The organism is Rosenbergiella gaditana, from assembly GCF_018494065.1.
In the GTDB taxonomy this organism is placed as follows: Bacteria; Pseudomonadota; Gammaproteobacteria; order Enterobacterales; family Enterobacteriaceae; genus Rosenbergiella; species Rosenbergiella gaditana.
Window position 1 is genome coordinate 73,926 of the sequence record NZ_JABBFR010000013.1, and the last position, 24,577, is coordinate 98,502.

Consider the following 24,577-nt stretch of genomic DNA (forward strand, 5'->3'; position numbering starts at 1 on the left):
GCAGGTGATGACGATAAAACGGAGTTATTCATGTCAAAAAACCTCTATCACGCCCCCCGAGTATTCAGACCATCAGGTACTATTGGTGTTTTGGGAGCTAATTGCGTAATTGCACGTTACTTGGACCCCCTTTCGCATTTTAGTTGATCGCCATTCGCAAATTATTTGGACACCTCCAACAAAAATTTTTTTAGCCATTCAATAAAAATTTTTGACGATATCAATTGGAGTTTCTACTTGGTCAAAAAGTTTTGTAAGATAACGAGGATCGTTGACCCCCATTCAGTTATGCCACAATATTTTAGTCCGCTTTGACTGGCCTCAAAAATTATTGGCCTAAAATAATTTCAATGGGGTTCTATCTCTGGTAGAGCCACTATGCTATTTTTATTTTTAGTAAAAGGTATTAGGCCAATTTTAATTTACTCAAAATAGCACCATAAATTAAGAGGATACATGAAACTACTAACACTATTTTAACCCCTCCAATAAACTGAGTGCTTGTAGATACATTAATTAAATTTCCAAAAATCGCCACGCCAATAATACCCCCCACTTGTCTTGCAGAGTTAAGTAAACCGCTAGCAATTCCTGCTTTTTCCACCGGTGTAGAATGTAGTGTTGCACTTGTGATAGATGGAATAGCAAGCGCTATTCCACTTCCAGAAAGTAGCATAGCTACTGAAGTTTCCCACTGATGAGGGCTTTGTATAGCCAATAAAAGTAATAAATATCCTAGTGCAGATATAATTAATCCTAAGGATGTCAAAAATTTTGGACCCACACGCGGTAATAGTCTTCCAGCAATAATATTGACTAGGAATAAGGAAGACATCATTGGAAGAAATGCAGTTCCTACTTCCTCTGGCGTAAAGTGTTTAACCAATTGAAAATATAGACTTAATACAAAAATAATACCGTAAAACGTTAGGTTAGCAATAAGGCCAATGATAATAGCCACACCTAAGACAGAACTGCGAAACAGTTTTAATGGAATTATAGGGTTAGAGTGAGAACGCTCTACTAAGATAAGTAAAAGAGCACTTAATGCGGAGCCAATGAATGAGATGATAACGGCTAAGGACCCCCACCCAGATTGACTAGCCTCGATAAGTCCATACGTCAGTAAACTCAACGTAAACGCACTTAATAATTGACCATAATTATCTAATTTTTCTGAATTTTTAGTTTTTTTTGATGGCGCATAAATTAAAACTATTCCAAAGCTGATAATACCTAATGGTACGTTTAGTAGAAAAATTGAAGGCCATCCAAAATGTGAAATGAATAGTCCTCCAACGACAGGCCCTGCTGCGAGAGCTATACCCCCGCTGGCTCCCCACCAACCAACAGCCTTTCCTCGTGACGTAGGATCCTCAAATATGGTGCGTATTATAGATAAAGACGTGGGAACTAATAGAGCCGCCCCAAGACCTTGAATGACTCGAGAAAAAATCAACGCTCCCAGAGTCCCGGAAAACCCACAAAGTATTGATCCAATAGTAAAGAGAAAAAATCCAGCTAGAAAAATAGGTTTGCTACCGTAGCGATCCCCTAAACTTCCAGCAGTTAATAGCAATGTTGAAAATACTATGGAATAAGAATTGATAACCCATTGAATACCTAGCATATCCGTATGAAAAGTAGAGCGTATCGAATCTACAGCTACGTTAACCACGCTTGTATCTAATAACACCATAACGAACGCTAGGCATGTAGCGATTTGTATAAGTCTTGTACGATAAGTTATTTTTACACTCATGTTCTTTACTCCTTTGATAATACTGATCAGACTAAGGATAAAGACGATTAAGCTATGCGTAAATTCCGTATACGCGCACAATAGATTATGGATATTTGCACAGATGAAAAATTGGGAAGATATTCGTTTTTTTCTTGCAGTAGCAGACTCAGGAAGCTTATCAGGGGCTGCTAGAACATTGAATGTCGATCATGCCACAGTAAGTCGGCGTATTAATTCTTTAGAGAAGAGTTTGAGCAGTAAGCTAATTATTCGAAATACCAGAAGTTGTAGTGTAACTCCACTTGGCGAAAGGGTAATTATCGCTGCTAAGCAAATGGAAAATGCATCTTTCGCTATAGACCGATTAGCTCTTTCAGCTCAACACACAGTAGCAGGAAAGGTATCAATTAGTGCGCCACCAGTACTTGTAACACACATCCTCGCTAAATATCTGAACACATTTTACCAACGCTATCCAGAAATCCATCTGCATATAGTCAGCTCAGCTACATTGGCATCATTAAGCAAGCAAGAGGCAGATATAATCCTACGCTTGGCTCGACCGAACGATAATAATGATGTATCTCGTAAATTAGGCAACATTCCTTTCGCTTTTTATGCATCAAACGACTACACACATAAAGATAACCCGAAAAGGTGGAATTTCATCGGCTATAATGATGATTTTGCTAAAATGCCTCATGCTAAATGGATTACATCAATAGCGGGGAATAGGCCAATAGTCTGTTCACTAAGTGATATTACGAGTCAAATCGAGGCAGTGAAAACGGGAGTAGGTATTGGGTCTATTCCACGTTTCATAGGTGATGATGATTCTAAATTAGTACGTCTAGCCTGTAGCGAGGATGTCTATTCACCGGAAGTTTGGTTGGCAGTACATGCAGATATGCGTACATCACCGGTCCTTCGCATAGTGTTAAATTTTTTAACAGAAACTATAAATCAGCACATACTATCTAGTTAATGTCTTCTGATATTTTTTGGATGTGTCCAAGTAATTTGCGAATGATGATCAACTAAAATACGAAAGGGTGATCAAGTAAATTTAAATGCCCAAGCTAATACGCCAGAAGAAGTTAAAACTATCCAGAATATGATGATTGATGCAGGATATAACCATATTCACGGTACCCACCTTCGGGCCAGCGGAAATTGTGATCAAGAAACCAAAACAGCTATTTTATGGTATCAACAGCTTCTCAATATGTCCCCAACCGGAGTGATACACCCGATGGAGACCCTTTTTTATATGATGTTCAGCCAAGCAACATCCCCCCATTGGAGGCCTATTAACACATCCGGCCCACTAAAAGTCAGAGAAGGACAATTTACCTTCGATGCGGAAGGGCGTGACTATCTAACTACAGTAGAACCATTCAGACAGCCAGCACACACTGCTTATTTTTCCAGGATACTTCACTCGCCTGGTGGTCCATCTGGTGTAACTATCGGCCGAGGTTACGATATGAAAATGAGAAGTTCAGGTGTAATCTTCAGTGATATGAAAAAAGCTGGAGTGGAAGACTACAAATCCCTCATTTGCTCAAAAGCTGCTGGTCTCTATGGCCGTCATGCAACGGAATTCGTAAAGTACTACGGACCACTGGTTGGGGAAATATCACATCTTCAGCAGGTTCGTTTATTCGAAAATACTTTTTCAGTATACGTATCAACCGCAGCACGTATTTATAAAAAAAACTCACCAACCCCATCAAACTGGGACTCTATTGATAATAAAATAAAAGAAATATTCTACGATACCTTATACCAAGGAAATACAAGTGCAAAGGAAATGGTTAAAGCTATCTCATCAAATAATAGAAGCGAGGTGGTTAAATATATCGAAAAACATCACCCGGGAAATGGAACAAGCCGTGACTTATTAAGAATAAGGTATCTTAAAAAATGAAAAATTACCTAATTACATGTGTAATCACCGCATTGATACTATCACCATTAGCAATGGCAACCGTTTCGGAATCACAAAAATCCATACTCGACAGTCAGGAAAATGAAAATTGTATGAATAAAACTCAGGGGGGGGACAATATTAAATACCATGAGTGTCTTAATAGTGAGCTATTGAAATCATCGCGAGCGCTACGCAGCAAATACGATAAAAAGCTAGAAGAAATAAGAACCTCATCAGACTATGATTTTTATGACAGCATTAACGATACTAGAAAAAGCTTGAGACCAAAAGTTGAACGATCATACAAGACCGAGCAGGCAACATGGATTACATATAGAGACAGTTACTGTAAAAATATAGTATCAGGAGCACTAACCGGAGATAGTGCATTTGTCGGAAATGTTTCATGCATCATAAACATGAATAAGCGAAGGATTGAGGAGATAAATCTTATGTATAATCCTGCATCTGCCTGGTGACAAGATTGAAACATACAGCTCATACCTGTAGTAGCCCCCTGAAACACCAGACAGTAGAGGTATCTACAAATAAGAGATAGGCTTACATAAATTGATCTTACCCCCGACAACTTTGAACTCTATCGCCGGGAGAAAGAGTATTGATTACGCCAGTTTAGGGGCAATATTCACTTTATAACTCACCTGTTGAGAGGTATTTCCTTGTTCATCCATCACCACCAGTGAAAAAGTCTGCTGCTGTTCTTTTTCAACCATTGGAGCAATAATCTCAAGATCACAAGCTTGTTTATTCTTAACATCGATTCCTCCTGGAATATCCCACACATAAGTCAGCTTCTGATCGCTCTCAGAGTATGACTGGCTTGCTGACAGTAAAAATTGGCTTCCACCTAAAACAGAGAAACTAATCGCAGCAACCGGCGCTTTGTTTTCAGGTTTAGGATCAATCTTGCCAGGAACAACTTTGACGCGCTGGATCGACGTGGATGTCTGATCCTTACCAGTAAGGGTTAGCTTAATCTCAAAGACCGTAGCTTCAGTCACCTCTGGTGCGCTTAATGTAATCTGGTCATCTGTAACAGTTGATCCATCAATATCAAATGGCACGTCCCAATGGAAAGTTAAGACTTCATGGTTGTCAGGATTACCATTGTGTCCTAAGAGAATAAATTTATCTCCCCCGACGACACTTAAATCAATCGCTGCTGTAGGAGTATGATTACTATCGTTGTTGTCACTACTGCCGTCGCTATCGTTATTATCTTCATCATACGAGATAAGTTTGCTATAGCGTTTAGCAAATTCCCAGTCGTAGCTTTTACCAGATGCGGATACGCCATTATCCCAATTAATAGACCAGCTCATCAGTCCTTTAATATTAATCCCATCATTTGCCAATTTAGAAAATGCATCATATACATCCTCAGGGTTAATGACATAGCCTGTAGCTGCTGCATCAATATTTGCCGGAAGGCCAATAGCAAACTTCTGTGGAGGGATAGAAATAAAACCATGAGTGCCTGTTACTAAGCTTTTTGTGAGGTAATAGAGAAATTTAGATTTTAATGCATCATTGTTTTGTGCAATCCAAAGACTTTCTTCATCAACCCATAAGCCATCACCGCCCTGGTTGTAAAATTGTGGGGCAATCATGTCATAATAACCCTCTAACGCAGTGATATAATCAATATAGCTGCCATCTTTATGCAAATAGGGGAATTCTGGCGCCATACTAATCACAAATTCTTTATCTACTGCTTTATAATGGTCTTTCACTTTTTTCAGCGCAGCAGGAATAACTTTTTTATTACTCGCAGCACCAATTGCGCCTTGCTCAAGATCGATATCGATGCCATCAAAACCATAAGTTTCCACCAGGCGAATCACTTCGCTTACAAAAGCATCTTCATCTTTTTCAGTCAGCTCGACATGCGCATCCGCACCACCAAGAGAAAGTAGTACAAACCGATTTTGGCTATGCAGTGTATCAACCATCTGACGGAACTCTTCGTCTGAATAATGAAATGGCTTAAAGGTTGGAATGCCCACGCCTTTCATAAAAGAGACACAAATAACATTATATTCATGCGGTACTTCCAGTAAACTTAGGTTGCATGATGAACCTTGTTGGTAACCATCTTTACCTGCTGATGGCCAATTATGCCAGTAGCCGACCATTATTTTACTTTCTGAAAATTTCTTACCCATGATATTTATCCTTGTTGTTCAAAATGAACTATGAGTATAAAAATCTAAATGTTGATATCAAAGTTACATTAGATTACTTATGATTGTGAGAAATATTATGTGTATTTATTTATAGATAGAATGACACATAATATTTTTTTAAAAAAATAACTACTGAATATTTTAATTATTATCCCTGGATGATCGATGTATTAGCAATTTCCTTAAGTGTTTCTGGAATTTTGGCAGAGAGGTGGGTATCGCTGATTTTTGGTAGTTCAGAGACATATAAATCATAGGGCATCCAAAAAGTATAGCCATCCCAACGATTCACCTGGAATACAGACTCCTGGATATCCTTAGGAATGTTATCCCACTCCTTACTACCAGGGGAGTATGGCCCTTGATAACCTGGATTTGAATTATTCCATGGGTTATGTAATCGAACCAACCGAATACCATTCCATTCCTGAGCATCGATAACGGCAAATGCATGCCCTTTCGTAATATACTTATTTTTACTACCTGTTCCCTGATAGGTTGCATGCTGCTCATGCTGAAAAATGTTTATAAATTTACTCTTCCAAACATCATCTTTATTCGCATCAGAAATGGATGTATTGGCTGTGGACTCGATACCAAAGTAACCCTCTTTTCCTCCACCCAGTTTTCCATAACCACCTGATATTTTAGATATCGCTTTTTCGATAATAAGATACCAAAATTCATTGCTATTCAGCATGGAAGAAAACCCTACTGTTGGGAATAAATCATCTATAAGAACATAACCAATTCGATTGCCATCGATAATACGTACAGAATAGACACCGTATGGATTGAATACGCAAGGGTAGATTGAAGAAAAAAGAAGGTTGTGCCCTTGCGGGTGAACAGAAATGACACCAATTGAAGACACGAATCCACAATTACCAAGGCCACGCTGGCACATATCCTTGAATGATATTCCATTAATGAATACTTCTGGAGAAGCACAAATATCATGGATTCTCTTGTGGGATACCTTACTCCCGCCCTTCCACTGGGATGGTGGAAAGGTTTCGTCTTCAAAGTATAAATTAACATAATGAAGATTTTTAATTAATTCAGGAATGGGATCATTTTCATACAGTATGGCATTTCCCAACTTGAATGACTTATATTTATCGAGAATATCTGACATTTCATAGGAAAACATTGACGAATCTGGGGGTGTTAAACTTAGCGCCTCCTGAATAATTTCATCCGCATAAGCTTCTCTTCCGGAACCATGAGCTGTTCTGTCGGGAGATTTTGGCCAGCTTAAAACATCAGAAAAATTAATTTCTTTATCGATTTTTTCAAAATATGGAGTTGACATAATATTACCTTTTTATCCTACGATATTATTGTGATTACTTTTTTTATTCACAGTGGTTATCCGCCTCATCTTTCGATGAATACGGCGTTAAGATTTACCTGAGATAATTTATCCCCTTGGGTAAATAAATAAGTGAAATTAATTTTTATGAATTTAAATTTATTTTTTCTTTTATACATGTGAGGCATCACATTGATCTATTTTAACTATTGGCTTGACAATTATTTAAATTTTATAAGTTTTTTATTAATTGATTTACGTCAATATTTTCAAATGCTTTGTACGTAGTGTGCTATCTGATATAGTAGAACTTCCACCGATAAAATCTTTCTGTTCTTTTTATAATGACCATTTTTCTTTTTGGCTTTAAAAAAGGCCCCTCATATTTAGATATTTTTATCGTCAATGGAATATGACTTCCTTTCAGCTTGGACCTAAGCCTGTAAGCCAGTTGAGAAACCGTATTTATAGAGACAATGCATTTTTTATCTCCCCAGATATAATCAACCATTGCATCATAGTTTCTACCCGATTTAGTTGTATTTAACAAAAATGAAAGCATTCTATTCTCATTTCTAGTGAGCTCGGTTTTTTTTCTATTATAAGTAAAACAGCCTTTTCCTACTATTAACATTAACAAACCTCAAATATCTCTGTTAATTATCCAATCAAATCAATAATAGTGAAATAATACTGACCTGCAAGATATATTCTTAACCCAATAATAATTACTTGATCTATTCATTAATTTTAAAAACTATATGAAAAAACTCTGTTATAATAGGTTAATTTTGGGGGAATTAAAGTCAGTAAGTCATTTTAATTGAAAAAATAAATTAATGATTTATTTACCCTGATAATATATATACTGCAGCCAATTCCCACGTATTTATCAAGCCACCTTGAATGTTAAACTTATTCTCTACTGGACAGTAATATTCTTACTAAGATAAAGATGTGACGCTTTTTATCTACTAACATTTAATTTTTTTGTTGTTATATTTTTTAACTCTTTTATTTTTAGCGTGTAATTTCATTATTAATTGAAGTGATTTTGTTTTTTGTGTTTATTACTCACTTACTTAACATCACTTAAGTTTATTTATTTTTTATTTTTACCGTGTTTTTTTTGTTATAAGAAGTTATGCGATTTTATTTCAAAAGCTAGATAATATCTGATTTGTCATTATGCGGTTGAATGATGAATAAATTAAACGACTTCTAAAGTTAAGTCATATTCTAAAACTACAGAGATAAAATATATGTCTAAATTGATTAAAATTGATAGCGCTACAGAAAACAGCTATCAAATCAATGGATTTAATCCTGCAAAAGAAACTAAAAATAATAGCTACACTTCTGCTAGGGTGAATAAGCCTGTATATAATCAGTATCAGGCGAGTAATAAGCCTAAAGTATTTGGCTATTATACCGATTGGTCACAATATGATGCGCGACTGGATAATCCAAATGCTGGTAACGCAGATCGCGGACGTGGGTATGATTTGGGAAATGTTTCACCAACTGCTTATGACAAGATCATTATTGGTTTTTTAGGCATTGTGGGTGATGCTGCCACGCAAAATGCAGAACCTAAAAATAAACATAACGGTCAAACCATTCAGAAAGCAGCAGCACTTACTAAAACTGGCATTGATGCGCCTTCTTTCCTCGATACTTGGGGTGATTTCCAGTCGTACCGTAACTGTGGGTTTACCACAAGTGGTTGGGATGTCGATCCTGCGACCGTGACTCAGGAAAACACTAAAGGTGTTCTTGGTGGTCTGCGTGAGCTGCAGAAAAAAGCGAAAGCACTTAATCATGAACTTGTTCTGTCAATGAGCATTGGCGGATGGACAATGAGTAATCGTTTCCATCAAGTCGCGGCTTCTGAAGCATCTCGTCAGCGTTTCGCTGAAGGCGTTTGCACCTTATTCCAAAAATTCCCAATGTTCAGTGAAGTAGATATTGACTGGGAATATCCAGCAGCCAATGGCAACGACAATCCCAATAGTCCTGAAGATGGACAAAATTATGCACTGCTGATCGCTGAGCTAAAAAAACAGTTAACTGCCATCAAGCGTGAGGATGTCAAAATTTCCATCGCTTCTTCAGCGGTTATTAAAACGCTGTCAGGTTCGAATATTAAGGGACTCATGGATGCTGGTCTGCATGGCATTAATGTGATGACCTATGATTTCTTTGGTATTCCATGGGCTGAAGAATTAGCTCACCATACCAATCTACATGCCCTGGCTAAAGGTGGTTGGGGAGTGGACACCATTGTTGATTATCTGGTGTCAGAAGGCTTCCCATCGGATCGTATCAACATTGGTTATGCAGGTTACTCTCGTAATGCGCCATCCGCAAAAATCGACAGTTTTTCTCCATTAAAAGGTTCATATACTTGCGAGAAGAAGACCGATGATAAAGGGAATATTGTCGGTGTTGCTACCGGTACTTTTGAAAGCGGGTGTAGTGAATGGTATGACCTTATCTATAACTACCTGGATCTGGAATCTCAGAAAGGCCGCAATGGCTTTAACGTTTATACCGATGAAGTTGCAGATGCTGATTATCTTTACAATCCTGAGACACAATTTTTCATGTCACTAGATACGCCGCGTACGGTGAGAGAGAAAGGACGTTATGCGGTTGAGAAGAATCTTGGTGCACTGTTTACCTGGACCGTTGATCAGGATAATGGCGTGCTGGTCAATGCTGCTCGCGAAGGCCTGGGATATAACCTGGTTCAGAAAACTATCGATATGTCGCCATTTTACTTCAAGGGGATTAACGTTGATAAGAGCCAGGATCAGGATCAGGATCAGGATCAGGATCAGGATCAGGATCAGGATGATGATAATAACCAACCTCCTGTTGCTGTTATTGAAATGGGCGTTATTTCAGGGAGTCATATTCAGTTATCGGGAGCTAATTCCCGTGATGAAGACCACGATGAATTATCTTATTCATGGGCTATTCCTGCAGAATTTAAGGCCACTGCGACAGACCTTGAAATTATCGAATTAACCGTGCCAGCTGTGTCTGAAAAAATGACGCACCAGATTACCCTGACGGTTATGGATACAAAAGGGGCACAATCGACAGTGAAAGCCTTCAGTCTCGATGTTTATCCAGATTTAGCACCAACGCCTAATCCAGGCCCAACACCGGACCCAATTCCTACCCCTGATCCTGAGATTCCAGAATGGGATGCCAATATCGCATACACAACGGATTCAGGAAAAGTGGCTTGGAAGGGCCATATCTATCAATGTAAATGGTGGACTCAAGGCGACAAGCCAGACCTTAATTGTGGTGCTTACGATGTGTGGCAATTGATTAAGTCTTCATAGTAGTGACATAGCGTAGAAATAAGGCAGGATGATTTTAAAATAATCATCCTCCTTGTCACCAGTGATGCAGAGGAAATAAATTGGCTATCCCTAATACTTTTTAGGGAGGAGGGAATCAATGTGTACTGAGCATTTCTCAACCATATTATGGTTACTCGACTGTTGGTGGCGTGGTGAGCAATTATCAGGAGCAATCATCATGTCAATACTGATGGCCGGATTGCGAATCGCTTATTTCAATGGTAACTGGAAGAAAATTATATTAGAAGCAACATTATGTGGCCTGTTAACGATGACAATATCATCGACATTAGATCATTTTGAGTTTCAACGCTCTCTTTCAATTACCGTAGGTGGTGTCGTGGGCCTGATTGGTGTTGGTTGTATCCGTTCTATCGTAATGAAGTTAATTAAAATGAAATTTAACATTAGTGATAAATAATTAAAAATACTGTCGATAGGCATTTATTTCATATACAGACCATTAATAAATATAGAGGAGTAAATAACATGAGTTATCTCTCAAGGGGTATCCGTAATCATAATCCAGGGAATATTCGATGGGGCGACAACTGGCATGGTCTTGTTCCTGTAGCTGAGCGTACTGATACGTCATTTTGTCAGTTTGTTTGTGCTGCTTATGGTATTAGAGCAATTATTATTATTTTGAATAAATATCAGAGTAAACATGGGCTGAAAACTATTTACGAGATTATTAACCGATGGGCACCAGCCATTGAGAATGATGTGGATAAATATGCTGATTATGTCGCTAAAAGACTTGGGATTGCTGTCGATAGCGAAATAGAATTAAGCCATAAGTCGATAATGGTCGAAATAATTAAAGCAATCATTTTCTTTGAAAACGGTTGTCAGCCATATAACGACGAGGTTTATAAAGAGTCATTCGAACTGGCTTAATTATAAATGATATTTTATATATATTTATTAAGGACTGTTCTGGTGATCAAACTTATATTCCGACTTACCCTGCGGGCTGCGCAGGGCTTCATTTATCCCATTTTTGCCCTGATGGGCGTTCCGCTGCACAGTCCGGATTACAGCAGCGTCAGTAAGCGGGCAAAATAGGTCAGTGTCAGTTTCAAAACGCCCACCCGGGGTGAAAACGAGTGGAACGTAAAACAATATGGCAAAGAACGGCGTCGTCTCTGGAGGAACGTGATTACGATGGTCAGGTTGCGGAGGCTTTGGCCACATGCTGCGTGCGCTGAACAAAATGACGAAGGTAGATATGCCTGAAGGCGTGTGTATTGCCTGAAAAAGCCATCGGGTACGGGAATGTTTAATTCAAATCTTATTTATTCAACAGAGCCTTTTAGAGACTAAAAAGCCCCTACATTGTTAAACAATATAGGGGCTTAAAAAGGACGTCCGATGCTACTGGATATTAGCCTGCTACGGCAATGCTCTTCATATCCGTCATGTAACCACGTAGTTTACGGCCTACTTCTTCGATTGGGTGATGGCGAACCGCTTCGTTCACTTCACGTAACTGTGCATTATCGACGTTATTATCCGTCGTGGCAGGCTTACCTAAATCACCAGGCTTCAAGTTAGCCATAAAGTCTTTTAATAATGGTACTGCAGCGAAGCTAAACAGGTAGTTGCCGTACTCTGCCGTATCAGAAATAACGACGTTCATTTCATATAGACGCTTACGTGCGATGGTGTTAGCAATTAAGGGTAATTCATGAAGAGATTCGTAGTACGCTGACTCTTCGATGATCCCCGCATCAACCATAGTTTCGAAGGCTAACTCAACACCCGCTTTCACCATAGCGACCATCACCACACCTTGATCGTAGTACTCTTGCTCAGCAATTTTACCATCATACTGGGCCGCGTTCTCAAAAGCGGTTTTACCCGTCTCTTCACGCCAAGTCAGTAGATCTTTATCATCGTTAGCCCAATCGGCCATCATACCGGATGAAAACTCACCAGAGATGATATCGTCCATATGTTTTTGGAATAGCGGTGCCATTAACGTCTTCAGCTGTTCTGAAAGCGCATAAGCACGTAATTTCGCTGGGTTAGATAAACGATCCATCATCAGGGTGATGCCACCAAACTTTAGAGATTCGGTGATAGTTTCCCAACCAAACTGGATTAATTTTTCTGCGTAAGCCGCATCAGTGCCTTCGGCGACCAATTTATCGAAGCATAGGATGGAACCCGCTTGCAGCATGCCACAAAGGATAGTTTGCTCGCCCATCAAATCAGATTTAACTTCCGCAACGAAAGAAGACTCTAAAACACCCGCACGGTGGGCGCCTGTGGCTGCTGCCCAGGCTTTAGCAATGGCTAATCCTTCTTTTTGCGGGTCATTTTCTGGGTGGACGGCTAACAGCGTCGGCACACCAAAACCGCGCTTATATTCTTCGCGAACTTCTGTACCTGGGCATTTTGGCGCAACCATTACCACAGTAATATCTTTACGAATGGTTTCTCCGACTTCAACAATGTTGAAACCGTGAGAATACCCTAATGCTGCACCTTCTTTCATCAGTGGTTGAACCGCTTGAACCACTGCAGAGTGTTGCTTGTCTGGAGTCAGGTTAATCACTAAATCCGCTTCAGGCACTAACTCTTCATAAGTACCGACTGTAAATCCATTATCTGACGCTTTACGCCATGATGCGCGTTTCTCATCGATTGCTTCTTGACGCAGTGCGTAGGCAACATTTAATCCGGAGTCGCGCATATTCAATCCTTGGTTTAACCCTTGCGCACCGCAACCCACGATAACCACTTTCTTGCCTTTCAGATAGTTAGCTTCATCAGCAAACTCTTCACGAGACATAAAACGACACTTGCCTAATTGCGCCAGCTGATTACGTAAGTTCAGCGTATTAAAATAGTTAGCCATGAATACTCCAGATAATGTTGTGCATATTTTGTGTAGTTATTGAAACGTCTTTCGCTTCATTATGACCCCATCATATGACAGGAAATACATTGCTTAAATTGATATATTAACAATATTACATTGCAGTTAACGCAACATAAAAAGGCACGATAATGATGGATTTACGTGATTTAAAATTGTTTCTCCATTTGGCTGAATCTTGCCATTTCGGGCAGACGTCTAGGGCAATGCATGTCAGTCCATCAACGCTCTCCCGGCAGATCCAACGTTTGGAAGATGAGTTAGGTTACCCATTGTTTCTACGTAATAATCGCTCAGTATCACTCACCGAAGCGGGTGAGCAATTAAAAGTGTTTGCACAGCAAACGTTATTACAGTACCAGCAGTTGAAACACGCGATGGCGGTCGATAGCCCATCACTGAGTGGTGAGCTGAAAATTTTCTGCTCAGTGACTGCCGCCTATAGTCATTTACCGCCCATATTAGATCGTTTTAGAATCATCCATCCGCAAGTCGAAATTAAACTCTTCACTGGCGACCCCGCTGACGCGGTTGAGATTGTCAGCTCCGGTCATGCTGATGTCTCTATTGCGGGTAAGCCTCTTTCGCTTCCTGCAGGGATCGATTTCACCCCTGTTGCAACCTTACCTCTGATAATGATCGCGCCTGCATTACCTTGTCCGGTACGCCAGCTAGCGATGAATCACGAAGCCCGTAATTGGCAAGACATTCCTTTTATCATTCCCGAGCAGGGGCCTATAAGACGCAGTATCGATCTGTGGTTTCGCCGCCAGCGTATGCCAAACCCCATTATTTACGCCACAGTTGCTGGACATGAGGCAATCGTCTCAATGGTTGCACTAGGCTGTGGGATCGCACTGCTTCCTGCGGTAGTGATCGAAAACAGTCCTGAGATGGTCCGTAACCGGATCATGATGCTAGAGGGGGAGGATTTAGGGGCACCATTGGAATTGGGAATTTGTGTACAAAAACAGCGGCTACGAGAGCCGCTGATTGATGCATTTTGGAATCTTCTGTAGTTACTGGCCCGCTAAAAAGAATTTAAACGCGGGATTTTCCGTTTCATCGTGATACGCATACCCTAAGGCGTCAAGGTGGGGTTCAAAATCCGTTTCTCGCGGATTGTGTTCGAACCCTGCTAAGACTCGCCCATAATCGGTGCCGTGACTGCGATAGTGAAACAACGAGATATTCCAATGGGTACCTAAGGTTTCAAGGAACTTGAGTAAAGCACCAGGTGACTCAGGGAATTCGAAACTAAAGAGGCGTTCATGCAGGGCTTTACCAGGACGTCCACCCACCATGTACCGTAAATGCAGCTTGGCCATTTCATCATCGGAGAGATCAACGACTTGATAGTGGTGATTTTGCAGCTCGGTAACAATCTCCTTGCGCTCTTCATCCCCCCGCGTCAATCTGACACCCACGAAAATACAGGCTTTCCCTTCGTCAGCATAACGGTAGTTAAATTCAGTTATTGAGCGCCCCCCTAACGTTTGGCAGAAGGTTAAGAAACTCCCTTGCTGTTCTGGGATAGTCACGGCCAGAAGCGCCTCACGTTGCTCGCCTAACTCGCAGCGTTCAGAGACATAGCGTAAGCCATGGAAATTAACGTTAGCACCAGAGAGGACATGCGCTAAGCGTTCACCTTCGATTCCATGCTGTTGAATGTACTTTTTCATTCCAGCTAAGGCTAGCGCACCAGAAGGCTCAGCCACTGCACGCACATCTTCGAACAGATCCTTCATTGCTGCACAGATTGCATCGCTATCAACCGTGACAATGTCGTCGAGGTACTGCTGACATAAACGGAAGGTTTCATTCCCAATTCGTTTGACTGCCACCCCTTCGGCAAAGAGTCCGACGCGCGATAACTCAACTGGATGTCCTGCGTCCAGTGCGGCCGCCAAACAAGCGGAGTCACTTGCCTCGACAGCAATCACTTTTATTTCAGGCATCAGCTGTTTGATTAAGACAGCGACTCCTGCTGCAAGACCTCCACCACCCACGGGCACAAAAATACGGTCCAAGTGTGCATCTTGCTGCAAAAGCTCCATACCTAAGGTGCCCTGTCCAGCAATCACTGAAGGATGATCAAAAGGCGGGATAAAAGTAAAGCCGTGGTCGGCAGCAAGTTCGATCGCTTTCGCTTTCGCCTCATCGAAGTTAGCACCATGTAATAACGCTTCTCCGCCAAAAGCACGCACCGCATCGACCTTGATATCCGCTGTCGCCAGCGGCATCACTATTTTCGCCTGAATACCCAGTTTCGCGGCCGAAAGTGCTACCCCTTGTGCATGGTTTCCTGCTGAGGCCGTTACCACACCGCGAGATTTCTGCTCTTCACTTAAGCCGGCGATCATGGCATAGGCGCCACGCAGTTTAAAACTATGTACTGCCTGACGGTCTTCACGCTTGACCAGGATGGTATTACCTAGACGATCTGAAAGCTTGTTCATCACTTGTAGCGGAGTAACCTGTGCAACATCGTACACCGGAGACCGCAAGATAGCGTGAAGATATTCGCCTGCTGAGGGCTCAGCAGGCAAGGGTTTAACTGTCGCCATCGACTTATCCCCCAAGTTTGCTCTTATCACGCACTGCGCCTTTATCTGCACTGGTCGCTAAAGAAGCATACGCACGTAAAGCAAACGAGACTTCACGCTCACGATTTTTTGGCGTGTAAGCTTGCTCGCCACGCTGAACTTGTGAAGCTTGACGCTGTGCTAGCTCTGAATCACTAATATCTAACGTGATCCCGCGCTGTGGGATATTAATCGAAATCATGTCCCCTTCTTCCACTAATGCAATAATGCCTCCACTGGCGGCCTCTGGAGAGACATGACCAATCGATAATCCGGATGTTCCACCTGAGAAACGTCCATCGGTAATTAAGGCACATTGTTTGCCCAGACCCATGGATTTTAAATAGGTCGTAGGATAAAGCATCTCTTGCATGCCAGGCCCACCTTTTGGACCTTCGTAGCGGATCACGACAACATCGCCCGCGACAACTTTACCGCCGAGGATCGCCTCGACCGCATCGTCTTGGCTTTCGTAAACTTTAGCTGGACCACGGAAGGTTAAGATCTCTTCATCAACGCCCGCTGTTTTAACGATACACCCTTTCTCCGCTAAGTTGCCGTAAAGTACAGCCAAGCCACCATCTTGTGAGAAGGCATATTGACGTTCACGGATACAGCCATTTTGACGGTCATCGTCGAGCGTGTCCCAACGACAAGACTGTGAAAATGCTTTGGTTGTACGAATACCAGCAGGCCCTGCCCGGTACATTGTTTTGATCGCCTCGTCCTGAGTCAGCATGATGTCGTACTCCGCCAAGGTCTCCTTCAGCGTTGAACCCAGTACATTAGGTACATCCGTTTTCAATAACCCTGCACGGTCAAGCTCGCCAAGGATACCGATAACTCCTCCTGCACGGTGTACATCTTCCATATGGTATTTTTGGGTACTCGGGGCGACTTTGCATAAGTGCGGTACTTGACGAGATAATCGATCAATATCGGAAATATCAAAATCAATATCCCCTTCTTGTGCCGCAGCGAGTAAGTGCAATACAGTATTTGTTGACCCACCCATCGCGATATCTAAAGTCATCGCATTTTCAAACGCAGCTTTCGACGCGATGTTACGAGGTAAAGCACTGCTATCGTCTTGCTCATAATAGCGCTTAGTCAAACTGACGATACGCTTACCTGCGTTAATAAATAACTGTTCACGATCAGCGTGTGTAGCCAATAGCGAACCGTTACCTGGTTGAGAAAGTCCCAAGGCTTCAGTCAGGCAGTTCATGGAGTTAGCCGTGAACATCCCTGAACATGATCCACAGGTTGGGCAAGCAGAGCGCTCAATCTGTTCGCTGTCTGCATCACTCACATTAGGATTGGCACCTTGAATCATCGCATCGACTAAATCGAGCTTGATAATTTGATCAGAAAGCTTAGTTTTACCTGCTTCCATCGGACCACCTGAGACAAAAATGACTGGAATATTTAAGCGCATTGACGCCATTAACATCCCCGGGGTGATTTTGTCGCAGTTCGAGATACAGACCATGGCATCGGCACAGTGTGCATTAACCATATATTCCACGGAGTCGGCAATGAGCTCTCGAGAAGGTAAGGAATAGAGCATACCTCCATGTCCCATCGCGATGCCATCGTCGACCGCGATGGTATTGAATTCTTTAGCCACGCCACCCGCCGCGTCAATCTGTTCCGCGACGAGTTTGCCAAGATCCCGTAAATGGACATGACCAGGTACGAATTGGGTAAAGGAGTTAACGACGGCGATAATGGGCTTCCCAAAATCATCATCTGTCATTCCGGTTGCGCGCCATAGGGCACGAGCGCCGGCCATATTACGGCCATGGGTGGTCGTTGCAGAACGGTACTTAGGCATGCTCAATCTACTCCAAATAACTGAAAAACGGGCGCAGCATGCCCGTTATAAAATGAATAAGGTTTACGCGTTGACAGGATCTAACCAGCCCCATTTATCTTCAGTTTCACCGGTAAATAATCCGAAGAAGGCTTGTTGAATACGCTCAGTCACTGGCCCACGTTTACCCGCCCCTACGGTAATACCATCCACGCTTCTGACTGGGGTAATTTCTGCGGCAGTGCCGGACATGAAGACTTCATCAGCCAAGTAAAGCGACTCGCGCGACAAGACCTGCTCACGGACTTCAATACCTAAAGATTTTGCTAAGGTAATAATAGCGTCGCGGGTAATACCAGGCAGAGCGGAAGAGGTAAATGGCGGAGTAAATAAGACGCCATCTTTCACTTCGAATAGGTTTTCACCCGCTCCTTCAGAGATATAACCTTGAGTGTCTAACGCGATACCTTCCTGATAACCATGACGACGAGCCTCGCTTCCTACTAGTAATGAGGATAGGTAGTTACCCCCCGCTTTCGCGGCGGTGGGAAGGGTATTTGGCGCAACGCGATTCCAAGATGAAACCATCGCATCAATACCTTGTTCCAATGCTTCCGCACCTAAGTACGCACCCCACGGAAAAGCAGCAATAATCACATCCATGCTAAAGCCATCTGGGGGATTAACACCTAGGCCCACATCACCCACAAAGGCCAAAGGACGAATATAAGCGCTTTTTAAATTGTTTTTACGCAGCACCTCGCGACAGGCTGTCATCAGTTCCTCTACAGATTGGGTAATAGGGAAGCGGTAAATTTTGGCGGAGTCGTGTAGGCGTTGCATATGTTCACGATGGCGGAAAACAACTGGGCCTTTGTGCGAATCGTAGCAGCGAACGCCTTCGAATACTGAAGTGCCATAATGCAAGGCGTGAGACATAACGCTGATTTTAGCCTCTTCCCATTTAACCATTTCGCCATTAAACCAAATGAATTCTGCTTTTTTTGTACTCATTGTCTGTCCCTTACGATTATGCTCGTATTTGTTGTGTTTTATTTTGTGTGACGTGAACGCTATTTACGTCGATTAATTTAGTCAGCTGTGTCGAAAGTAACTCAATACCACGGTGACTGGCGACTGTCATTTCAATATTGACCTGCTCAGGTCCGAGAGTTTGTGCCATTTGCATGGTTTTGATTTCGAATCCACGATGCCGTACAACCCGTAAGATGCGCTCTAATACTTCAGGACGATGACTCGCGGCGATTGTAAGTTGGTGCTGGTTCATGCGCTGTTCTCCATCATATTAGTGTTACTCGCACCCGGTGGAACGAGAGGCCAAACATTTTCGTTTTCATCGATCTGAACATGTAAAAAATAGGCGGTGGGCGCATTTAAAAACTCATCCAATGCCGCGTCGATCTGATCTTTCTTGTCGATGGTTTTACCCGGTATATCAAAGGCTCGAGCGAGCATCAGAAAATCGGGATTATCCGTCAGCAGTGTTTCGCTATAACGCTCCTCAAAGAACAGTTCTTGCCATTGACGCACCATCCCTAATCTCTGATTATCCAAGAGTAAAATTTTTACCGGCAATTGCTTACGCTTTAAGGTCCCCAGTTCTTGGATATTCATCATGATCGAACCATCACCCGATACGCAAATCACCGTATCTTCCGGTCGAGCCACTTGTGCACCAATCGCAGCAGGCAGGCCAAACCCCATTGTGCCTAACCCACTTGATGTGATGAAGTTTTCCGGCTGATGAAAAAACATATGTTGCGCTGCCCACATCTGATGTTGGCCGACATCGGTTGTCACCACTGCACTGCGTGACATTTTTTCTGCTAGTTTTTTAAGTAACGCTGGGGCAAAAATTGGTGCACCAGGATGGTCATAATTTGGCGCACTATCACACTTCAACGCTTTTACGTGTTCTACCCAAGGACCGATAGATAATGTCGTCGCCAGCTGCGGTAATAGCATCGCCATGCTTCCCTGCAACCCAACGTGTGCGCGACGTAATTTATTTAATTCTGCCGGATCAATATCGATGTGAATGACTGCAGCATGCGGGGCAAAGGTATCAAGTTTTCCGGTCACTCGGTCGTCAAAACGGGCTCCGATAGCAATCAGTAAATCACTTTCCTGTACCGCTAAATTCGCCGCCTTACTCCCATGCATGCCCAACATCCCTAAATAGGTAGGTTCGTTGTGGGGAACGGTCCCTAAGCCCTTCAATGTACACACAGAAGGTAGAGAGGTGGTCGACAAAAAGGTTCTTAGCTCAGCGACCGCTCCGGCCATGCCTACGCCGCCACCAATATAGACGATCGGTTTTTTAGCGTTTTGTAGTAAATTTTTCGCGTCGTCGATTGAACCTTGGAAAGAGTCATTGTCCTGAGCAACCGCACTGAGTACAGGCTGAAAATCGGCCGCACCCATTTGGATATCTTTGGGAATATCCACTAATACAGGACCCGGACGGCCAGATTGAGCAATCGCAAAGGCATCCGCAAGGATTTGTGGTAACTCCTCAGCACTTTGGACCATAAAACTATGTTTGGTACAGGCAAGAGAGAGACCTAGCACATCGATTTCTTGGAAGGCGTCAGTACCAATCACCGCCGAAGAGACTTGACCAGTGATGGCGACAATTGGGACTGAATCCATCATGGCATCAGCCAGGCCGGTAATTAGATTAGTCGCCCCAGGTCCTGATGTTGCAATGCAGACGCCCGTTTTTCCGGTTGCTCGCGCATAGCCAATTGCGGCGATAACCGCACCTTGCTCGTGTCGGCATAATAAATGTTCAACCCCACCGTCGTATAGAGCATCGTAGACAGGCATGATTGCGCCACCCGGATACCCGAATACTGTCTTGATCCCCTGCCTTCTTAGGGCATGAACTACCCATTGCGCTCCAGTCATCACTAAACCTCTGTCTTTTTTGGGTTGAACAGAATTTTATGCTATAAATTCTGCTGCCTCATATTTTATTATTTTGTTGTGTTTGGACCAAAAAAAAACCCCCGGACTATTAAGTGCGGGGGTTTTCTTTAGATTACGACTTGATTTTTAAGCCTTTTCTCTTCCGAACATAGCCCCGCAGGATGGGAGAATAATCACCACCACGCTAATGAGAATAAGGCTAACCACTCGTAAAAGGACTTTCATAATCAGTTCAGATATTCATCTTAATCGAATCAATACCTACAGACTTATCATAGTTTTTGGATATGATGCAATATTTTTTTATTTTTATTCACCCTACCACCTTTTAAAGGTAGATATAACTATCTGATTAGTATCAACTAATAATAGATTCCGTAAAAAAACAATTATCCTGAAATTATTAATTAATTTATCGATAAGTCTCGCAGTAGAGGTTATCTCTTGTAGAAGACCAGGTTCTTTTTGGCATACTTCGATAAGGAGGAGATGATCATGGCACTTGCAGAAGTTCTTACTCGATACGTCGTGGGCATAGAGGCCACACTTGTCACTGTTGAGATTGATATCAGTCAGGGGTTACCAGGTTTTATTCTGATCGGGCTCTCTGATAGCACTTCTCGTGGAATCCGAGCACGAGTACGCAGCGCGATCATTAACAGTGGTTATCATTTCCCCGCGAAGAAAATGACCTTGAGCCTTACACCTGATGCTCATTTTACTGAGACAAATGGCTATGACTTACCGATAGCGATCGCAATACTGCTCGCTTCAGGACAAGTCCACTTAGCGCATCGTGGTCGATATGAATACTACGCAGGGCTTTCACTGGATGGCTCACTCACCAGTTGTAAGGGGGCTATCTCTGTTGCTCTTGCTGCAATCAATTCAAAACATCCCATTATCGTAGCCAACAAGCTCTTTTCTCCAGAATTTAGTTTCAAAGAAGGTACGGTTTTCTACGCAGAAAACCTTCAACAAGTCTGCCGGTACCTTCAAGGCGAGATAATTTTATCTCCTAACTGGTTAGTAGAATCATCAAGAAGCACTGAATACCCTAACATTGATTTACAGATCATTAATGGGCAGCATCACGCTAAACGCGCCCTTGAAATCGCAGCTACAGGCGGACATAGTTTATTGATGATCGGCCCCCCCGGCTCGGGGAAAACAACCTTAGCCAATTGTTTACCCAGTCTGCTCCCCGATCTCACCCTTGAAGAAAAGATCGCTATCGCACAAGTCGAAAACCTAACTAAAAATCATATAGAGCTACCATTGCTACGGCCTTTTAGAGCCCCACACCACAGCATTACGGCGGCTGGCTTGATTGGAAGTACTCACCCTGAATCGCCAGGTGAAATTACACTCGCACATCAGGGGGTGCTCTTTTTAGACGAGCTTATGGAATTCGATAAGAAAACATTAGATGCTTTGAGAACCCCCTTAGAGCAAGGATCTGTTTTACTTTCACGCGCTAAAAAGCATGTGACTTATCCTGCAAAATTTCAGCTAGTGGCAGCAATGAATCTTCCCTTTGCCTATGCCGTATCAGAATTAAAGGTCAATCGCGCTAAAGTTGCTATGAGTAAAAGCTTAGATATTCTTTCTGCCGCTTTGATGGATCGCTTTCAGCTCTCTGTGGAGGTTTCAGCGCCGTTAGAAAGATTAAAATCGCCTAATAATGAATGTAGTCGAAGCGTTAAGACTCGAGTTATCTTGGCAAGAGATACCCAGCTTCGCCGACAAGGTAGAGAGAATGCGTTGCTCTGTTCAAGTGACGTGAGCCGCTATTGTAGTTTAACGTCTGAGGATTGGGGTTGGTTAAAAAATTGTCTTAATAAGTTATCGCTATCTCATAGAGCTTTTCTACATGTGCTAAGAGTTGCACGAACTATTGCTGACCTCAATGGTGACCCTGAGATAACAAGACCTGCGCTACAAGAGGCATTAAGTTATCGTTATACCGATCGTATTGTTCAATACCTCATACAGATTTACCAATAAAAAAGGCCCACCTAGGTGAGCCTTTATATCAATCATCGCTATCGCTGTAGTCTTCAACCGTATCCATTTGTGGCTTACCACCAGATAAGGTATGAAAACGTTTAGGACGTTTAATGCGGGACATATACTTGGACCAAACTTTCTCTGCTTCAGTCGCTGCAGGACGTTGCCCACGACATACTTCTACAAATTGTTCTTCTTCTTCATTAACCGGCTCACGCTTTGCTAGATCGAGCTCATTCATAGCAAATCCATGACGTTCTAAAAGTTGAGCTTCTTTGATCGTAAAATCTCCATGACGAGAGAATCCACGTGGGTAATGCTTATTATCAAAAAAACGGTGGGTAGTTACAAAGCTTTCCGCCATATAACACGCTCCTGCTTCTATTAATAGCTGTATAGTTCATGCCGCGGAGTATTAGTTAGGCTTGACAAAGTGTAAAACAAAAGATTTAAATTGATACGATAAATTTTTCTGGAGAAGTACTTTGGATACTGAATTACTGAAAACTTTTTTAGAAGTCAGTCGTACACGACACTTTGGTCGTGCTGCTGAGGCGCTATATCTCACACAATCGGCGGTAAGTTTTCGAATTAGGCAGCTAGAAAATCAGCTGGGAGTCAGCTTATTTACCCGCCATCGCAATAATATTCGATTAACGACTGCAGGTGAAAAGTTAAGGCCTTACGCTGATGCACTAATGTCTACATGGGCTCAGGCTAAGAAAGATGTCGCATTAGCCCTAGAGCATCATGAGCTCTCCGTTGGCGCTAGCACAGCCTTATGGGAGGGCTACCTAACCAATTGGCTTAAATCGCTCTACAGAGAGTATGACGGGCTGCATATCGAAGCAAGGGTGGCACAACGCCATCTATTAGTAAAACAGATACATGAGCGGCAATTAGATTTACTCATAACGACTGAAGCACCTAAAATGGATGAGCTAGCCAGTCAACCTATCGGTTCTCTGAATTTAGCCTTGTTTCGCTCGAAAAACAGTGCTGAAGGAGCAAAAAGCCGTTATATAAAAGTAGAATGGGGAGCCGATTTCCAATACCACGACGAATATCTCGCAGAGATCGATGATTCTTATCTATTGACAACTACCTCTGCCAACATAGCACGTGAATTACTTGGCTCAACTAACAGCTGTGCTTTTCTTCCTGACTATTGGGATGAAATTTATCCCGACATTATAAAGATCGATAATTCCCCTCTCATCCCAAGAACGCTTTACGCTATATGGCTGCAAAACAGTGACCATTTACAAGAATTAAAGCAGTTAATGGATATACCTGTCAGCGTGCTTTAGATACTTGGTGTTAGACGTCAAAAGGCGGATAACACCATGTTTAGTTGAAATGAGGTAGAATGGCATAAATTTTCGGCAAAAAAAAATCCTTTACATAAGTAAAGGATTTCAATTTCTGGCAGGGGCGGAGGGACTCGAACCCCCAACACCCGGTTTTGGAGACCGGTGCTCTACCAATTGAACTACGCCCCTAAAAAGGTGGCGGAACGGACGGGGCTCGAACCCGCGACCCCCTGCGTGACAGGCAGGTATTCTAACCAACTGAACTACCGCTCCACCGATTCTGTCTCAAAGCAGCACCGCTGCTTTGTTTATTTCTCCCGCACCTTGTCAAGGGTGTGGTCATGACCTTTAGGTCTTAATTGGATGCCTGGCAGTTCCCTACTCTCGCATGGGGAGACCCCACACTACCATCGGCGCTACGGCGTTTCACTTCTG

21 protein-coding genes, 2 tRNA genes and 1 pseudogene are annotated in these 24,577 nt (G+C 42.6%); 10 read left to right on the top strand and 14 right to left on the bottom strand.

Annotated elements, in window-relative coordinates; translation table 11 throughout:
- Positions 1–406: 406 nt before the first annotated feature.
- Positions 407–1,762, bottom strand: coding sequence for an MFS transporter (locus tag HH682_RS10660; RefSeq protein ID WP_214237538.1), 1,356 nt, complete (start codon positions 1,760–1,762; stop codon positions 407–409).
- A gap of 103 nt (positions 1,763–1,865) precedes the next feature.
- Here HH682_RS10660 and HH682_RS10665 point away from each other — a divergent pair, with 103 nt between their 5' ends.
- Genes HH682_RS10665 through HH682_RS10675 form a run of 3 tightly spaced genes read left to right on the top strand, consistent with a single transcriptional unit; the run spans position 1,866 to position 4,156 of the window.
- Positions 1,866–2,729, top strand: a complete 864-nt coding sequence (locus HH682_RS10665) for a LysR family transcriptional regulator (RefSeq protein WP_214237539.1) — start codon at positions 1,866–1,868, stop codon at positions 2,727–2,729.
- Positions 2,730–2,786: 57 nt separating this feature from the next.
- Positions 2,787–3,674, top strand: coding sequence for a peptidoglycan-binding protein (locus HH682_RS10670; RefSeq protein WP_338049337.1), 888 nt, complete (start codon positions 2,787–2,789; stop codon positions 3,672–3,674).
- Entirely contained in the window at positions 3,671–4,156 is a 486-nt protein-coding gene (locus tag HH682_RS10675) for a lysozyme inhibitor LprI family protein (RefSeq protein ID WP_214237541.1), read from the top strand. Before HH682_RS10670 ends, HH682_RS10675 begins: the two co-directional genes overlap by 4 nt.
- A 144-nt stretch (positions 4,157–4,300) precedes the next feature.
- On the opposite strand, the gene HH682_RS10680 is transcribed toward HH682_RS10675, so the two are convergent.
- From HH682_RS10680 to HH682_RS16125, 3 genes are all read right to left on the bottom strand, one after another.
- Positions 4,301–5,863: a chitinase gene (locus tag HH682_RS10680; protein ID WP_214237542.1), complete on the bottom strand. Its 1,563-nt coding sequence runs from the start codon at positions 5,861–5,863 to the stop codon at positions 4,301–4,303.
- Positions 5,864–6,032: 169 nt separating this feature from the next.
- Complete coding sequence (locus tag HH682_RS10685) at positions 6,033–7,199, bottom strand: C2 family cysteine protease (RefSeq protein WP_214237543.1); 1,167 nt, start codon at positions 7,197–7,199, stop codon at positions 6,033–6,035.
- A 292-nt stretch (positions 7,200–7,491) separates the two neighbouring features.
- Positions 7,492–7,833 carry a helix-turn-helix domain-containing protein gene (locus tag HH682_RS16125; RefSeq protein WP_214237544.1) on the bottom strand — a complete coding sequence of 114 codons (342 nt, stop codon included), beginning with the start codon at positions 7,831–7,833 and terminating at the stop codon, positions 7,492–7,494.
- A 628-nt stretch (positions 7,834–8,461) separates the two neighbouring features.
- On the opposite strand from HH682_RS16125, the gene HH682_RS10695 reads away from it, so the two are divergent.
- From HH682_RS10695 to HH682_RS10710, 4 genes and pseudogenes are all read left to right on the top strand, one after another.
- Positions 8,462–10,558 carry a glycoside hydrolase family 18 protein gene (locus HH682_RS10695; protein WP_214237545.1) on the top strand — a complete coding sequence of 699 codons (2,097 nt, stop codon included), beginning with the start codon at positions 8,462–8,464 and terminating at the stop codon, positions 10,556–10,558.
- Between the two features lie 118 nt (positions 10,559–10,676).
- Positions 10,677–11,000, top strand: a complete 324-nt coding sequence (locus HH682_RS10700; RefSeq protein WP_214237546.1) for a phage holin, lambda family — start codon at positions 10,677–10,679, stop codon at positions 10,998–11,000.
- A gap of 68 nt (positions 11,001–11,068) precedes the next feature.
- Complete coding sequence (locus HH682_RS10705; RefSeq protein WP_214237547.1) at positions 11,069–11,479, top strand: structural protein; 411 nt, start codon at positions 11,069–11,071, stop codon at positions 11,477–11,479.
- Between the two features lie 27 nt (positions 11,480–11,506).
- A pseudogene (locus tag HH682_RS10710) lies at positions 11,507–11,740 on the top strand (transposase); the annotation flags it as partial.
- 226 nt (positions 11,741–11,966) lie between these two features.
- Here the strand turns inward: HH682_RS10710 and ilvC are convergent.
- Positions 11,967–13,445, bottom strand: coding sequence for a ketol-acid reductoisomerase (ilvC, locus tag HH682_RS10715; protein ID WP_214237548.1), 1,479 nt, complete (start codon positions 13,443–13,445; stop codon positions 11,967–11,969).
- 155 nt (positions 13,446–13,600) lie between these two features.
- Here ilvC and ilvY point away from each other — a divergent pair, with 155 nt between their 5' ends.
- Positions 13,601–14,485, top strand: coding sequence for an HTH-type transcriptional activator IlvY (ilvY, locus tag HH682_RS10720; RefSeq protein ID WP_214237562.1), 885 nt, complete (start codon positions 13,601–13,603; stop codon positions 14,483–14,485).
- Here ilvY and ilvA read toward each other — a convergent pair whose 3' ends face one another.
- From ilvA to HH682_RS10750, 6 genes are all read right to left on the bottom strand, one after another.
- On the bottom strand, positions 14,486–16,033 hold the full coding sequence (gene ilvA, locus HH682_RS10725) for a threonine ammonia-lyase, biosynthetic (RefSeq protein WP_214237549.1): 1,548 nt from the start codon (positions 16,031–16,033) through the stop codon (positions 14,486–14,488).
- Positions 16,034–16,037: 4 nt separating this feature from the next.
- The gene (gene ilvD / locus HH682_RS10730) at positions 16,038–17,888 is read right to left on the bottom strand and encodes a dihydroxy-acid dehydratase (RefSeq protein ID WP_214237550.1); all 1,851 of its coding nucleotides are present in this window, start codon (positions 17,886–17,888) and stop codon (positions 16,038–16,040) included.
- Between the two features lie 63 nt (positions 17,889–17,951).
- Entirely contained in the window at positions 17,952–18,881 is a 930-nt protein-coding gene (locus HH682_RS10735) for a branched-chain amino acid transaminase (protein WP_214237551.1), read from the bottom strand.
- A gap of 16 nt (positions 18,882–18,897) precedes the next feature.
- Positions 18,898–19,155, bottom strand: a complete 258-nt coding sequence (gene ilvM, locus HH682_RS10740) for an acetolactate synthase 2 small subunit (RefSeq protein ID WP_214237552.1) — start codon at positions 19,153–19,155, stop codon at positions 18,898–18,900.
- Positions 19,152–20,798: an acetolactate synthase 2 catalytic subunit gene (gene ilvG / locus HH682_RS10745; protein ID WP_214237553.1), complete on the bottom strand. Its 1,647-nt coding sequence runs from the start codon at positions 20,796–20,798 to the stop codon at positions 19,152–19,154. The genes ilvM and ilvG overlap by 4 nt, the downstream gene beginning before the upstream one ends.
- 147 nt (positions 20,799–20,945) lie before the next feature.
- Complete coding sequence (locus HH682_RS10750; protein ID WP_214237554.1) at positions 20,946–21,044, bottom strand: IlvGEDA operon leader peptide; 99 nt, start codon at positions 21,042–21,044, stop codon at positions 20,946–20,948.
- Between the two features lie 270 nt (positions 21,045–21,314).
- On the opposite strand from HH682_RS10750, the gene HH682_RS10755 reads away from it, so the two are divergent.
- Positions 21,315–22,826: a YifB family Mg chelatase-like AAA ATPase gene (locus HH682_RS10755; RefSeq protein ID WP_214237555.1), complete on the top strand. Its 1,512-nt coding sequence runs from the start codon at positions 21,315–21,317 to the stop codon at positions 22,824–22,826.
- A gap of 28 nt (positions 22,827–22,854) precedes the next feature.
- Here the strand turns inward: HH682_RS10755 and HH682_RS10760 are convergent, their stop codons facing one another.
- Positions 22,855–23,193 (bottom strand): MaoP family protein, encoded by a 339-nt coding sequence (locus HH682_RS10760; protein WP_214237556.1) that lies wholly within the window; start codon positions 23,191–23,193, stop codon positions 22,855–22,857.
- Positions 23,194–23,314: 121 nt separating this feature from the next.
- On the opposite strand from HH682_RS10760, the gene hdfR reads away from it, so the two are divergent.
- Complete coding sequence (gene hdfR, locus HH682_RS10765; protein WP_214237557.1) at positions 23,315–24,139, top strand: HTH-type transcriptional regulator HdfR; 825 nt, start codon at positions 23,315–23,317, stop codon at positions 24,137–24,139.
- Positions 24,140–24,255: 116 nt separating this feature from the next.
- Here hdfR and HH682_RS10770 read toward each other — a convergent pair.
- Together HH682_RS10770 and HH682_RS10775 are read right to left on the bottom strand one after the other, a co-directional pair.
- Positions 24,256–24,331, bottom strand: a tRNA-Trp gene (locus HH682_RS10770).
- Positions 24,332–24,338: 7 nt separating this feature from the next.
- Positions 24,339–24,415 (bottom strand) — tRNA-Asp (locus tag HH682_RS10775).
- Between the last annotated feature and the right edge of the window lie 162 nt (positions 24,416–24,577).